This is a genomic window from Pelagicoccus enzymogenes (assembly GCF_014803405.1).
GTDB classification, from domain to species: domain Bacteria; phylum Verrucomicrobiota; class Verrucomicrobiia; order Opitutales; family Opitutaceae; genus Pelagicoccus; species Pelagicoccus enzymogenes.
On record NZ_JACYFG010000040.1, the window covers coordinates 335293 to 349690 of the forward strand.

11 protein-coding genes are annotated in these 14398 nt (G+C 58.9%); 5 read left to right on the top strand and 6 right to left on the bottom strand.

Annotation, left to right across the window (positions count from 1 at the left end; translation table 11 throughout):
• Window positions 1-88: 88 nt before the first annotated feature.
• The 3 genes from ppk2 (at window position 89) to IEN85_RS17645 (ending at window position 7142) form a co-directional block, all read left to right on the top strand.
• Window positions 89-862: a polyphosphate kinase 2 gene (ppk2, locus tag IEN85_RS17635; RefSeq protein WP_191618426.1), complete on the top strand. Its 774-nt coding sequence runs from the start codon at window positions 89-91 to the stop codon at window positions 860-862.
• 256 nt (window positions 863-1118) lie between these two features.
• Window positions 1119-5354, top strand: a complete 4236-nt coding sequence (locus IEN85_RS17640; protein ID WP_191618427.1) for an FG-GAP-like repeat-containing protein — start codon at window positions 1119-1121, stop codon at window positions 5352-5354.
• Window positions 5355-5501: 147 nt separating this feature from the next.
• Window positions 5502-7142: an agmatine deiminase family protein gene (locus IEN85_RS17645; protein WP_191618428.1), complete on the top strand. Its 1641-nt coding sequence runs from the start codon at window positions 5502-5504 to the stop codon at window positions 7140-7142.
• A gap of 46 nt (window positions 7143-7188) precedes the next feature.
• Here IEN85_RS17645 and IEN85_RS17650 read toward each other — a convergent pair whose 3' ends face one another.
• Complete coding sequence (locus IEN85_RS17650) at window positions 7189-7569, bottom strand: SpoIIAA family protein (RefSeq protein ID WP_191618429.1); 381 nt, start codon at window positions 7567-7569, stop codon at window positions 7189-7191.
• A gap of 207 nt (window positions 7570-7776) precedes the next feature.
• Between IEN85_RS17650 and rlmN the strand changes: the two genes are divergently transcribed.
• Together rlmN and IEN85_RS17660 are read left to right on the top strand one after the other, a co-directional pair.
• Window positions 7777-8805 carry a 23S rRNA (adenine(2503)-C(2))-methyltransferase RlmN gene (gene rlmN / locus IEN85_RS17655; RefSeq protein WP_191618430.1) on the top strand — a complete coding sequence of 343 codons (1029 nt, stop codon included), beginning with the start codon at window positions 7777-7779 and terminating at the stop codon, window positions 8803-8805.
• A 94-nt stretch (window positions 8806-8899) separates the two neighbouring features.
• On the top strand, window positions 8900-10195 hold the full coding sequence (locus tag IEN85_RS17660; RefSeq protein WP_191618431.1) for an acetylxylan esterase: 1296 nt from the start codon (window positions 8900-8902) through the stop codon (window positions 10193-10195).
• Between the two features lie 51 nt (window positions 10196-10246).
• On the opposite strand, the gene IEN85_RS17665 is transcribed toward IEN85_RS17660, so the two are convergent.
• The 5 genes from IEN85_RS17665 to IEN85_RS17685 all read right to left on the bottom strand — a co-directional run bounded on the left by IEN85_RS17665 (window position 10247) and on the right by IEN85_RS17685 (window position 14381).
• Complete coding sequence (locus IEN85_RS17665) at window positions 10247-10417, bottom strand: hypothetical protein (RefSeq protein WP_191618432.1); 171 nt, start codon at window positions 10415-10417, stop codon at window positions 10247-10249.
• Between the two features lie 345 nt (window positions 10418-10762).
• The gene (locus IEN85_RS17670; protein WP_191618433.1) at window positions 10763-12265 is read right to left on the bottom strand and encodes an outer membrane protein assembly factor BamB family protein; all 1503 of its coding nucleotides are present in this window, start codon (window positions 12263-12265) and stop codon (window positions 10763-10765) included.
• 14 nt (window positions 12266-12279) lie between these two features.
• On the bottom strand, window positions 12280-13371 hold the full coding sequence (locus IEN85_RS17675) for a hypothetical protein (RefSeq protein WP_191618434.1): 1092 nt from the start codon (window positions 13369-13371) through the stop codon (window positions 12280-12282).
• A 54-nt stretch (window positions 13372-13425) separates the two neighbouring features.
• Window positions 13426-13809: a hypothetical protein gene (locus IEN85_RS17680; RefSeq protein ID WP_191618435.1), complete on the bottom strand. Its 384-nt coding sequence runs from the start codon at window positions 13807-13809 to the stop codon at window positions 13426-13428.
• Window positions 13810-14042: 233 nt separating this feature from the next.
• Window positions 14043-14381: a response regulator gene (locus tag IEN85_RS17685; protein WP_191618436.1), complete on the bottom strand. Its 339-nt coding sequence runs from the start codon at window positions 14379-14381 to the stop codon at window positions 14043-14045.
• Window positions 14382-14398 lie beyond the last annotated feature (17 nt).

Below are 14398 nucleotides of genomic sequence, written 5' to 3' on the forward strand. Positions count from 1 at the left end.
TTCCTGTCGGCGCGAAACTGTCACTCGCAACCTCATTGCGATGTTGCCAGTCGCGTAGCAGCGAAATCTACTGCAAGGCCATTCGCCCATGAAGTACACGCCCGAATACGAAGCCGAACTCAAAGACCTGCAACGCGAGCTCGTCCTCCTGCAGCAGCACGTCGTGCAAAACGACAAGCGGCTCCTGATCATCTTCGAGGGACGAGACGCCGCCGGAAAAGGCGGCGCCATCCGACACTTCACCCGCCACCTCAACCCGCGGGCCATGAGGGTCATCGCCTTGCCCAAACCAACCGAAAAGGAAGTCGGGCAATGGTTCTTCCAACGCTACTTCCTCGGCCTGCCCAATCCCGGCGAAATCATTTTTTTCGACCGTAGCTGGTACAACCGAGCCGTGGTCGAACCCGTGATGGGCTTTTGCACTCCCGAACAATACGAGGAATTCATGGGCCAAGTGAACAACATCGAGAAGATGCTCATCGACGACGGCATCCAAATCATAAAGTTCTGGTTCTCCATCAACCGCACCGCCCAACAGAACCGCTTCGAGGCTCGCAAGTCTGATATCCTGAAGCAGTGGAAGCTCAGCACAGTCGACGCCCTCGCTCAGGAAAAGTGGGACGACTTTACGTACTACAAGGAAAAGATGTTCGAGCGCACCCATACGCTCAGCTCCCCATGGGTCATCGTAAACGGAAACGACAAGCCTCGTGCCCGTCTCGAATCCATTCGCTACGTGCTTTCCCAAACAGAGTACGCAGGCAAAGGGAAAACCAGCACCCGCCTCCACCCCAACAGCAAGGTCGTCCGTCCCTACGACCAGGAATACCTCGTAGCCAAGCGAGAGTCGGACAAGCTCTAAGGAGTGTCTTTAGGTCAGCTCTTTGCTGGTTCGAGCCCCTCCTCCCTGGCCGACAGGGGGAGATTCCTTCCGCTAGTTCGCCCATTTGAACTAGGGATTTCCTGTATATCTGGACAACTAGATTGACCCCTACACCACGTAGAGCGATGGTGACGGCGGCCAGATGGCTGCCATCGAAGGACCGCGAGTCCTGACATCCATCGCGCCAGCTGCCCCTTGGCCACCCCCTTTGAGCCAAGCCTAGCTACCGCAAACAATGAACACCCAAACTTCTTCGGAAGTGCTTCCCCGGGCACTTCCCTTCGGTCGTTTACCATTAGCGTTCCTGATGACGCTCTGGGCCTTTTGCTTGGCGAGCCCCGCCTTGCGCGGAAAGTTTACCGACGTAACCGAAAGCGTCGGCATCGACGAATACGAGCGGGTCACCCGACTCTTTTCCGACTTCGTGGTGCGCGGCGGCACGCCCATCGTCATGGACTTCGACGGCAACGGTTGGCTCGACCTCTACATCATCCGCTACCAGCTCGACGACATCATCTACCTCAACCAAGACGGCGTCTTCACCAAGACCGTCAACCCCCTCGGCCTCGATACGAAAAACGGCGGAAACGTGGGAGCTTGGGCAGACATCGACAACGACGGAGACAACGACATGATCGTGGGCGTCGCCGACGCCAAATCCAACCTCCTCTACCTCAACAACGGTGACGGCACCTTCACCGAGTCCGCCGCCGCCCGCGGTCTCGACCTCACCGCGACCCTGGAGGACCACCAATCCACGGCCGTCACGGTGGGCGACATCAACCGAGACGGCTACCTCGACGTCATCACCGGCAGCTGGGGCGTCGATCTCACCGACGAAACCCGCTATGAGCACTACGCCCTGTTCCTGAACCAAGGAGCCAGCAATCCCGGCCACTTCACCAACGTCACGCAAACCGCCGAGTACCTCTTCTTCGGCCTTGGCATCAACATCTTCTCGCCCGCCATCACCGACCTCGACCAGGACGGTTGGCCGGACATCGCCACCACCGTCGACTTCGGCGACTCCGCCTTGCATTGGAACGATGCAGACGGCACCTTCACCAACGCCACCGCAGCCTCCGGCGTAGGCCTCGCAAACCACGCCATGGGTACAGCCATCGGCGATATCGACAACGACGGAGACCTCGATTGGTTCGTCACCACTATCGCCAATACCCGCGACATAAACGGCGAGGTCAACCCCCTCTACATCAACCAAGGCAACCGCCTCTTCGACAACAAGTCCGTCGCCGCCGGCGTCGCCTTTTCCGGCTGGGGCTGGGGTACCAACATGTTCGACTACGATCTGGACGGCGACCTCGACATCGTAGACGTCAACCAGGAAGACGTCACTCCGGAAGGGCCGGTCAACGAAGGCCACATGTTCCTCTGGCGCAACGACCGCGACCTCAAGTTCACCGACGTCTCCCAAGAGGAGAACGCCTACGAGCTCTCCCGCGGCGCCGGACTCGTCAACTTCGACTACAACAACGACGGCGCGCTCGACCTCTTTTACGTCAACCAGCATTCCCGGCCCACGCTGCTCAAGAACGAAAAAACGCGGGCCAACGCATGGCTGAAGATAAAGCTGGAAGGCACCCTCTCCAACCCAGCTGGCATCGGGGCGTTCGTCACCGTGCAACCCAACCCCAACGGCCAGAGCTACGTTCGCGAGTTCAACCCCACCAACGCCTACCTCGCCCAGCTCAGTCCCTACCTCCACTTCGGCTTTCCCGCAGCCACCAAACTACACAAAGTCACCGTTCGCTGGCCAAGCTCCATCGTCCAAGAGCTCCACGACGTATCACCCAGCCAACTACTAACCATCGTCGAGGACGAATCCCTTCTCGCAGGAAACACCATCCCCGTCTTCTCCAAGGTACCCCAAGACCAAGTTGCTACCCGCGGTCAGCCCCTCACCCTCTCCGTAGAAATTGAAGGCGGCTTCCGCCCCACCATCACTTGGTTCCGCAACGGCGTATTGCTGGCTGGATACGAGGGACTCGAAATCACCTTGCCCGACATGCAGCCAAACAAGGCAGGCACTTACCACGCCGTCGCCACCAACGCGGCAGGCTCCACCGAGACGAGCAGCTTCGTGGTGGGGGTTCGTTCCGACTTCTCCAATCGCAATATCGCCCGACGCTGGAACGAACTCGTGCTCGACTCAGCCCGTATCAACTTTCCGGATCCCCCCATCGTAGCCCGTACCTTCTTTCACTGCTCCGCAGCCATGTGGGATGCCTATTGGGCCTACCAGCCCGAAGGTTGGAGCCACGCGCAAGCCCTCTTCCAAAAAGAGACGCCCAACCTGCCCGCCGACGAAGCCACCCGCGCCGCCCAGCAAGCGGAAGCTCTCTCCCACGCCGTATTCACCGTCGCCACCGAACGCTACCGCAAAGCTTTCAACCACGAAGCCATCCTGCTCGCCCTACGCGACTTCATGACGGACAACGGCTACGACCCCGACGACCTCAGCATAGAAGGTAGCAGTCCGGCCGCCGTAGGCAACCGCATCGGCAAAGCCATCCTTAGCATCAGCCTCGAGGACGGCTCAAACGAGGCCAACGGCTACGCCGACACCACCGGCTACGCCCCCGTCAACGAGCCGCTCATCTATGGCAATTCCGGCGTCACCCTGAGCGACCCCAATCGCTGGCAACCACTCAACCTCGCCCGCTCCATCACCAAAAACGGCATCGACCTCGGGCCGGAAGTGCAACAGTTCCTCACCCCCGGCTGGAACTGGGTCACGCCCTTCGCTTTGGAAAAGCCGACCGACAGCACCATCCTGATCGATCCCGGCCCTCAGCCCCTATTCGGTACGGAAACGGAGGCTCAGCTCATCTCCGAAATGGTCGAGGTCATTCGTGCCTCTTCCATCATGGACCCCACCCAAGAGGTCATCATCGACGCCTCGCCCGGCGGGTTGCAGCAAAACAATCCCTGGCTGACGCAAGACGGCCAAGGCCACGCCCTCAACCCCTTCACCGGCCAGCCCTACGCTCCCAACCCCGTCAATCAAGGCGACTACTTCCGCCTCACCGCAGAGTTCTGGTCCGACGGACCTGGCATCGAAGGCCCTCCCGGCGTCTGGAACATGCTGCACAACCAAACCACCGACGATCCGCGTTTCACGCGCAAGCTAGGCGGAGTCGGCCCCGAGCTCTCTCCGCTCGAATGGGACGTGCACGCCTACCTCGCCCTAAACGGCGCTCTGCACGACGCCGCCATCGCCGCTTGGACCATCAAGTCAAAGTACGACTCGATCCGCCCGATTTCCATGATCCGCTACCTCGCCTCCCTCGGCCAATCCAGCGATCCCCAACTCCCCAACTACCACGCCTCCGGACTTCCGCTCGAGCCCGGCCTCATCGAACTGATAACCGCCGAGTCTTCCGCCGCCGGACAACGCCACGCCCACCTGAAAGACTACATCGACGAGCTCGCCATTTACTCCTGGAGAGGCGTGCCCAACAAACCCGACGAGGACATCGCAGGGGTCGGCTGGGTACGAGCTGCCGACTGGGGTCCCTACCACTTGCGCACCTTCCCAACCCCCAATTTCGCCGGCTACGTTTCCGGACACTCTACCTTTTCACGGGCTGGAGCCGAAGTCATGGCCTTGCTGACCGGATCGCCCTTCTTTCCCGGAGGGCTCAAGGAATTCAACTTCGAGGCAGGCAAGTATTTACAAGTTGAATACGGCCCCCGAGAAGACCTCACCATCCAAGTCGCCACTTACTACGATGCCGCCGACCTAACCGGCGTAGCGCGTATCTACTGCGGCGTTCACATCGCCGCCGACGACTTCGTGGGCCGCAAGGTCGGTGCCCGAGTCGGCGCCGACGCCGTTCTCAAGACCTTAGCCCTACGCCAAGGGGCAAGCGCGCCCGCAGGCGTGCTTGACACGCGTATCCAGGCGCCCCTTACAAACCACGGCGATGCCCTTCTCGTTTCCTATCAGGCTCCAGCGCCGCTCCTCACCCGTCTCGCCAGCACGCTCGAAGAGGCGCTCGCAAGCGACGAGAAAGCAGTGTACGCCACGCCCGCCGGAGACGGGGAAATCCAGTTCGTCGTCAGGGGAGAGGCTCTTTCGCGAATTGAAATCCTGAGCCAGGTAAGCCCTAGCGAAACCGTAACGCTCGACTTCAGCATAGATACCACCGAGCCCGTGGCCCTCCTCGCTACGGGAACCTGCGAGCATGCCGCTAGCTTGACGCTACACGCCAAGGACGGAGACACCTATCAGTTCCACTCCGCCAACCAGACTTGGATCGATCACCCCAGCGCTTCGCTCGCCTCCACCTTTGCCAACCGTCGAGACCTCGCCGGCGAAGAACTTGCAAGCACGGATTCCGCCCTTCCCTTGATCCTCAGCCAAGGCAACTACCGACTCACCCTAGCCAGCGAATCAAGCGAAACGGCCCCTGCCCAGCTCCGCCTGGAATTAGTGCGCGACCAGTAGCGCTCTATCGCTCTAGTCGAAGGAAAAATGAACTTGCTGCACCCGTTGGATTTTTTCATCTAACCCTCACAATCAAGCACCCCAAACAGGCCGCAAAACCTGAGAAGTTGCCCTGATTGCATCGCCTCCCCCCTTCGAGGTTTACGCATGAAAAAACAAGTTCTTCTCTCATTCCTTGCTGGGGCCTTGCTCGCGGGAACCATCGTCAGCATCATCTCCCTGCAAAAGGGAAACCTTGCGGAGGAGCCAAGCCCCAGCAGCTCGCCCCGCTTCGTTTCGCAGGCCGAGCTCGGCATTTGGGAACAGATCGCCGCCCAAAACGACAGCATTCTCCACGCCGCCACCCCGCCACCACGTATCGAGCGCATGGTTGCGCCTTGGGAGCCTTCCGAGGCCATCATTCTCTCCATGCAGCTGGAAATCATGCTGAACGAGCCGGAGCTCGCCGAGCTCTACATCGAGATCCTTAGCAAAGTGCTTCCCCACACCGACGCCATCGCCCTCTACCACCGCAGCGATCGTCCACTGGTTTCCCGCTTCGTATCCCTCGCCGAAAAGGATAGCCGGATCGGAGACCTCGTCGAAAGAATCGAGTTCGTGCCCTCGGAAATCGGTTCTCCCTGGATACGGGACTACGGTCCCCTCTTCGGCTACGACCGCTCCGGCAAGCTCATCCTTTTCGACACAGCCTATATCGATCCGCGTATCCAATTTTCTAATATACTGAACGCCCGCACCTCTCCCGACCCCAGCGACGTGCAACGCATCGAAGCCGGCATCTACGCAGACGTGGAAAACCTTCGCGGATCGGACATATCGCCCTCCATCCTCGCCGGACACCTCCAGGTCAACCGCTCCTTGCCGACCTTGCTGGTTCGTCCTCCGCTCCTGCTAGCAGGCGGAGATTTCCAATTGCTCGACTCGCGTACGGCTTTCGTATCCCAATCAACCTTGGAGGCAAACGGTGGTCGCACCGACTTTCTGGAATCCCTCTTTCGCAAGTACCTCGGCATCCAGAACGTGCACTACCTCGCCCCCTTCCCCGGCGAAACCATCGAGCACCTGGACTTCGTCATGCAAATCCTCGATTCGCAAACGATCCTCGTCGCCAAGCCACCCGAATTCGAGGACCGCGAAATCACCAGCTTCAAGCTTCTCAAGCGCGAGGCCGCCCAACGCATGACTCGCAACAAGGCCTACCTGCAAAAACACTTCCCCAAAGCCAGGCTCCTGCCCGTCCCCACCCCGCCGCCACTTTTGCCCAGCGAAGCCGATCTTCTCGAAGCCGCCTTCACCGACGCGCTTATCCTGCTCGCCGAAGAGGCGGGGATCGAAGGGGAGGAAGTTATCGTGGAAAAACGCAACGAACGCGGCCAGCTGACCCGAACCTTGCACGAAGCCATCGCCCTACGCATCCGCAAGGACCTGCCTTCGGTTCGCTCCCTCTCCCTCGCCCAAGACCAAAAGACCATTGTCTCCCACTACATGGGCGAACCCTACGAGAACCTTCGCCGCGCCACTTCCGAACCGCTCACCCACTACCGGAGCTACCTCAATTCCCTGCAAATCGTCCTGCCCAACGGCAAGGAGCTCATCCTCATTCCCCGTTACGATCCCCTGCCCGGAGACGATCCGAAGGTCTTCGAACGCATGGAAGCGGAGACTCTAGCCGCCTACCGGATCGCGCGGCCTCAAGCCCAGCTGGAATGGATCAATTGCAGCAATATCATCGACCGCATGGGGGCCGTGCACTGCATGACCCTCACCTTGCCGCAGCATCGCCCCTAGGGAGGAGGCGAAACGACGTAACCAACTTTCAACTACAACCCAAAAATCAAGTCCCCTCGCGCAACCAAGCCCGAGCGGTATCGATTTCGGAAACGTCGTAGTAGTTCACCGCAGCCTTGGTAAAGGGCTTGCACAAGGTCGCCATCGCCTTTTCCCAAGTCTTGTTCCCCACGATCGCCATGCGGAAAATGGCGTTGTAGTGATGCAGCCCGAACTTCGCGTCCTCCAGCATGCCATCCAAAGTCCAGCCTTCGAAATCCGCGCAGTCGAACAGCAGCCGCACTTGACCGAACTTCTCCACTCCCTCGTCGATGACCGGTATGAACTTTTCGCAGTCCGCTTGCGTCAGCTTTCCGCAAACCTTCACCTCTACGATCCTGCCGTCCGCCGCGGTACGCACTTGCAGGTCATGCGTATTTGTTGCCATGAGTATCCTTCGTTTAGATCCGGAAAGCCTCTCCTTCCGATTGCTGAAACTATAACTGCAGCACCGGCGAATCGCAAATTTGCCCGCGAGAAAATAAGCTCCGCCTTCAAGCGCGAAACGACGCCTTATGGGAAACAAACTTGCCCCCGACTCCCTCCTAGCTATTCCCAAGCACACTCGAAACCGCGACGCGAAAGAGACAACGCCATGAAACACTCACTCTACGACCTACCAGAACTCACGAAGCACCTCAGCCGCAAAGGCTTGGGAGATCGCGAGCTGCGTCGTAGCAACCGACTGCTCTTCCGCGAATTCAAGCCGCTCGAAGCCATCGGCTGGGATTCCGACATTCTGGAGGAAATAAAAGGAGCCTTCGAAACCTCCTACCTGACCCTCGTCTCCCGTATCGATTCCAACATCGACGGAGCCAGCAAGCTGCTCTTCGAAACGCGAGACGGAAAGAAGATCGAGACCGTAATCCTGCGCATCGCCACCGGACGCACCAGCATCTGCGTTTCCTCCCAAGTCGGCTGCACCGAGAAGTGCCGCTTCTGCGCCACCGGCGAGCTGGGATTCTTCCGCAACCTCAAACGCGAGGAAATCCTCGACCAAGTGGTACAGGCCGGCCGCATCCTCGCCGAGGAAGGGCGCAGCCTGCGCAACATCGTCTTCATGGGCATGGGCGAACCCTTGCGCAACTACCAGAACCTGATGGGAGCCCTCGAGCTGCTCACCACCCAAAACGTCTTCAACTTCGCCCCCAAACGCATCACCGTATCCTCTTTGGGGATACCGGAACTTATACTCAAGTTCGCCCGCCGCTTCCCCCAGGTCGGATTCGCCCTCAGCCTCAACGGCTCGAACGACGCAGGCCGCAGCGCCGTAATGCCCATCAACGACCGCCACCCCATGTCCCAATTGCGGGCCATGCTGGAGGAGCTCGAGGAGATACGCGGCACCGGCGCCATGATCGAGTACATCATGTTCAAGGACCTCAACGACAGCCTAGAAGCCGCCGACGAAGTGGCCGCCTTCCTGCAGGGACTCGACGCCCACGTAAACTTGATTCCCTACAATCCGGACTACTCGCTCAACAAGTCCTACCTCCCCTCCGACACCGGAACCATCGAAGCCTTCAAGAGCCGCCTGCAAGCCGCCGGCTACAAGGTCACGCGCCGCTTCTCCCTCGGCCAAGACATCGCCGCCGCCTGCGGCCAGCTGGCCAACAAAGGGTAGGCTGAAGCTCGCTCCACTAAACAGGGAGAGCGATAGGCCTCGCCTCTCCATTTGACCCGTCGACACCGAGCCTTAGCTTCAGCCCCACCCAGCTATGAAGTTACCAAACTCCCTGCTCCGCTCCCTCCTTCTCTCCTTTCCCGCAGTCCTTTCCGCTGCCTCGATCGAGCTCAGTCTCAACCAGCCCTCCGGACTCTACGACAAGGGCGAGGAAGTGGCTCTTACCATTAAAGGAGAAGGTCTTTCCTCGGCCCCGCTTCAGCTCACGATCCAAAAGAACAACCAAGAGATCCTCTCCCAAAAACTCGCCTTCTCCGCAGATTCCGCCACCCACACCCTCTCCTACTCCTTCAATGACCCCGGCAGCCTCATTTTCGAAGTCAGCCACGGCGACGCCTCCGACAGCATAGGCATCCTGATCGCAGCCGACACGCTTCAACCCGGCAGCCCGCGCCCCGCAGACTTCGACGCCTACTGGAGCAAGCAAAAGGCGAAAGCGCAAAAGCTCCGCCTCAAAGTCACCCAATCTCCCATCGAGCTCGACGCTAGCGAATCCGGCTACGAAGCCTTCAACGTGGAGGTAAATAGCCCTGGACCACGCCCGCTCCGAGCCATTCTCGCCAAACCCGCCGCAGCCGCCCCCGGCTCCCTTCCCATCGTCATCCAATACCGGGCCGCCGGCGTAAAAGGCGAATGGTGCCGCGCCAAAACCCACGAAGCCCTCGCTCTCGCGAAACGCGGGAACGGCGCTCTCGCTCTCGACACCAACGCCCACGGCATGCTCAACCACGAGGACGAAGCCTACTACGAGGAACTGGAAAACGGGCCTCTCAAGAACTACTGGGAACAGGGCAATACCGACCGCGACTTCTTCTACTTTCGCTTCATGTACCTGCGAATGCTACGCAGCATCGAGTACATGACCCGGCTGCCCGAGTGGGACGGAAAACGCATTCTCGTCATCGGCGAGAGCCAAGGCGGAGGCCAAGCCCTCGCAGCAGTCGGACTCGATCCACGCGTGAGCGCCGCAGTCGTTACCGTACCGGCCATGTGCGATTGGGGCGGACCGCTCGCAGGACGCAAAGGCGGATGGCCCCAACCCATCGACTGGAACCGGGACAAGCCAGCCGTCATCGAAACCGCTCCCTACTTCGACGCCGCCCACTTGCTCAAAGGCTCGCAGGCGACCCTCGTCGCGGAAATCGGCCACATCGACCAAACCTGCCCGTCCACTTCCATCTACGCCGCTCTCAACCAAGCGGATGGAAAGGTGATCGCTTACCCCGTCACCTACCGCACGCACGGCTGGCCCGCAGGCGACGATCGCGCTCACTGGGACGCGACCACCCACGCCGCCAAGAACGCCTTCATAGACGACTACCTCAAGTAGCAAAAAGCGGCGATGCACTCGCCAGCGTTTCGTTAGCGCCGCGGCCCACGCTTAGCGGTGCAAGGCCATGCGCCGCTCCCGAGCCGTTCGGTTGAGAGCGCGCTTGATCAGCTCAGCTCGTCTCTTCTGAGACTCGGTCAGCTGCGGGCGCTCCGCTTGCTTTTCTTCTTCCGGTTGCTTGGTTTCGAATTCTCTGCGGGTGCTGTAAGTTTGGTAATTCATGACGGTGACAGGTGGTTATTGGAGGAAACGTCCTCGGAGGACGGGTACAGGTAGCCGAACGCTCGCTTATCGATTCGAGCCGATCGCATTGCTTTGGCAAAGCGCCTCGAGAGGCGCAAAAACCGGAATTCCATGGGAATCCCGGTCGTTTCGGATCGAGCCCGCCTCCAGATGCACTCTAATTGCCGAGATGGAGACGCCAGCTTCTGATCGCTTGTGACACTAAAGTAGTCAGCTTGCCCGAAAGATAAAGGGCTCAAGTAAAGTTTCCGTTAGAAAACTAGTCCCCTTAATGCATCACCCTAGGAACGGCCATTCCGCCGCGCCGCGGCTAGCGAGGCGACCTCAACGAACCTGCACTTCCTGGAAAAACGCGGCCCGATCTGTCGACTCGTTAACGGATTCGATCTCGTAAACGCCGGGCTCCAACCAACCGACGATCCTTCCTTCTTCCCTTTCCTGCAAAGGCAGCGATGCCTCGACAAAGGCCATGACTCCCGACCCACCGGAAACGCTCAAGGCATACCGTGACAGCTCAGTGGCTTCCTGAAAATTCGTTCCCAATGCTCGAATCTCCACCTTCAAAGGACCTCCACCTGACACTTCGTAATCCACCGTCAAGCGGTCCGTCCCTTCGATCGACTTGGCCTTGACCCGCAATTCGCTCGGAACACCCGTCATATCCACGTAGCCTTGCAGGCTCCCTCGCTGGCTGTCTCCGCCACGAAAACTGGACCAACCGAGCGAAGCCAGCTTGTCTCCGCCTTCCACTGCGTACAAACGTCCGTCGTTGTTTCCAACGTAAAGCGTTCCGTCCGGAGCGAGCAGCGGCGAGGAATCCACGAAGCTTCCAAAGTCGGTTCGCCAAAGCGCAAGCCCGTCAGCGGAAAGCGCCAATACGCTGCCCGCCGTTTCTCCGTTCAGCACACCGGCATAAATGCGTCCCATGCCGTCGACGCAAGGAGTGGAATAATAGTTCGCCCCCACAAAGGTCTTCCAATTGAGAACGCCGTCCCAAGAAAGCGAATACAAATAGCCGTCTCTTCCAACGACCACACAAGAGCGGCCCATCCCCTCCACTGCCGAACCTTCCAAAATACCCTCCGTTTCGTACTTCCAACGCAATTCGCCATTCGCGGCGTCGAGCGCGTACAAGAAATAGTTCTGGCAGCCGAACACGACATGCCCTTCGGAGGTAAGCATCGGACTGCTGGTAACCCCAAACTCTCGACCCAAGGAACCTATTTCGAAGGGAACCTCCCAGGTCCAGCGCTCTACGCCCGCCGACGATACGCTGGTAACCAGCCCCGAACTCGACCCCACGTAGACGTTGCCCGCCGCATCGATCGCTGGCGAGGAATCCAATTCACCGCCAACCTCGAACTCCCACTTAAGACTACCGTCCGGCCGCAAGGCATACAGGTAGCCATCGCTGCTTCCAAAATAAACGGTACCATCCAAGGCCACCGCAGGAGATGCGTAGATCAGACTGTCAGTATCGAAGCTCCACAACAACGCCCCCGACGCCGCATTCAAAGCCAGCAAACGGTCGCCCCAATTCCCAACATAGAGGGCCGATTCGTCCCGGCTCAGGGCTGGACTGGAATCCACCCAATCTCCCGTGTCATATCTCCAACGTAAATCCCCGTCACCACTAAGCGAATACACGAAGCCGTCTACGGAACCAAAATACAAATTCCCTTGGGAATCCAAAGTCGGCGAGCTCGCAACGGAATCCCCCGTTTCGTAGCTCCAGAGGACCTTGCCGAATTCCACCTCGCCCACCGCCAAAGCAGCAGCGCTCCCAACCAGCAAGGAAGCCAGCGACGCTCGCGCCCTCCTTGCCATTCGCTTGCCTAGGCTCACTTCAACCATCGCAGCCCCAAAGATAGACTGTTCGCTTCGTAGCTAAAGAAGCTGGCGTTCGAATCCTCGTCCTCAATCGTCGCCCACAGAAAAACGCCCCAACGCTCGCTCAACCTTCGCTCGAGCTCCAATGTCCAGGACCAGGAGTCGGTGCGCTGCAAACGATCGTCCTCACCCAGCTGGGCATCGTAGCGGTAAGCTCCGAAGTCAGACTCCAAGCGCAAGCTCGTAGCCTTCCAATCGATTTGCCATTGCAGCAAAACGGAACGCCGACTGCGGTCGTAGTAACCAAAAGCGAGATCGCGACGCCGACGCTCCCCCAGCATCAGGCTCAGTTTGTGATCCGCCGCTTCAGTCTGCCGCTCGTACTCCAAGCCCGTTTCAAAGCCGAGCTGCCTCGTGTTCATCAGCGTGTCAGGCAAAGTAGAACCATCTAAATCTCTCGCGGCTCGATCGAGGTAATTCCTTTCGTATCCAAAAATCCCTGACTTCCAGTTCAGCCCCTCGACGATTCGCTGGTCAATCTCCACCTCCCAATTGAAGCTATCGTAGTCGCTTCCCTCCTGATCGAACTCCATGCGAGAGAGGCCAATTTCGGCGTCGTACTCAAAGGTCAAAAACAAGGACTTCCACCCCAAGAAGAGCTCTGGCTCCTTCGCCTTCACGAGGAAGGTGTTTCTATCCAACACATCGAAGGTCGCGTCGAAAGCCTGTTCCAAGCCGAGATAACGCCCGCCCAATCGCCACTTGCTGTACAAGCCCGCGTAGCCTTCAACCTGCGACTGCAGCAAGGCGATCGTTTGACTGGGAACATGCTCGTCGGACTCGAAGCTCCGATGCTCCACGAACCCCATCGCGTTCCAATCGAGCGAATCGCTGAAAATCGTACCTTCGAAGTACCCCTCCAGGCTCGCCAGCAAAAAAGCGGAGTCGACCGGGGCGATTTCGCTGTAGAGAACATTCTCCGCGTATCCGTAACCTAACGACAACGAGGTTTCACCGGAAAATTCGGTGAAGGGATCCTCGTTCCCCAGCGTCCCCCCGCTGGGAATCACGGCCAAGGCCGCAGCTAGACAAATCCTAGTCATCAGAGAAAAGAGCCACGACAGTTGCTGGTCCATCGTGGCTCTCGAAAACAGGGTTTAGCTCTCTACCGTGTCGCGAGCGGCACGGCGGGCTTCGCGTTCAGCGCGGCGTTCAGCCTTCATCGCTTCGAACTGCTCCTTGTACTCTTCACGAACCGCCTGGCGAGCGGCGTGGATTTGCTCCTTGGTCGCATCTTCTCCCAGCTCCTCGATCGCAGTCTTCAAGCTTTGGCGAACCTGCAGCTGAAGTTCCAAAACTTCCGCCCGGCGCTCCAAGTAAGCGCGGCGTTGCTCTGGGATTTCGCGTTCCGTGTCGTTCAAGGCAGCCTCGATGCGCTCGAGTTGCTTGTCCAAGCCGCGCTTGCCGCGGAAGGTGCTAGCCGCGTTCGCGAGAGACGCAAAAACGGTAACGGTCAGTAACAGGGTAATCAGTTTTTTCATAGCTATTCCTCTTTCTAATTTAAATTTCCCAGCCAGTTTGCCCGGGTACCCCAACAGATTGCATGGTTTGCGCCAGCGTGGCTCTAAGTTCATTACCGACTATCAATCAGCAATATACAAATTTACAAAGAAGCCGTCTCCTTTTGCATCGCTGGCGTATCGGGAAATATTTCCTAACAATCCGCGGCTACCCTGACTCCCGTTGGGGAAAACTGCACGGCCGCTCGATCCACCTACAAGCTGTCGAGCGCCCGAATCATCTCCGAAGCCTGAACCGGCTTGTCGAAAAAACGGTCCACCCCAACTCGCTCGGCAGCATACCGCAGTCCTGGATCGACGCATCCCGTCAACATGAACACCGGAGCCGAGGAACGAAGCTTCAGCTCGCGAATCACGTCGATACCGTTGGTACCGTCCATGCGTTGGTCGACCACCGCCAATTGGTAGTCGATTGGGCGCAAGGCATCGATAACCGTGTCCCCATCTTCCGCGGTAAGCACATCCCAGCCGTAGTGAGTAAACAACATGTCCAGCGACTCCAAAACCATCGGGTCGTCGTCAATGATCAACACCCGATTTCGTCTGCCCT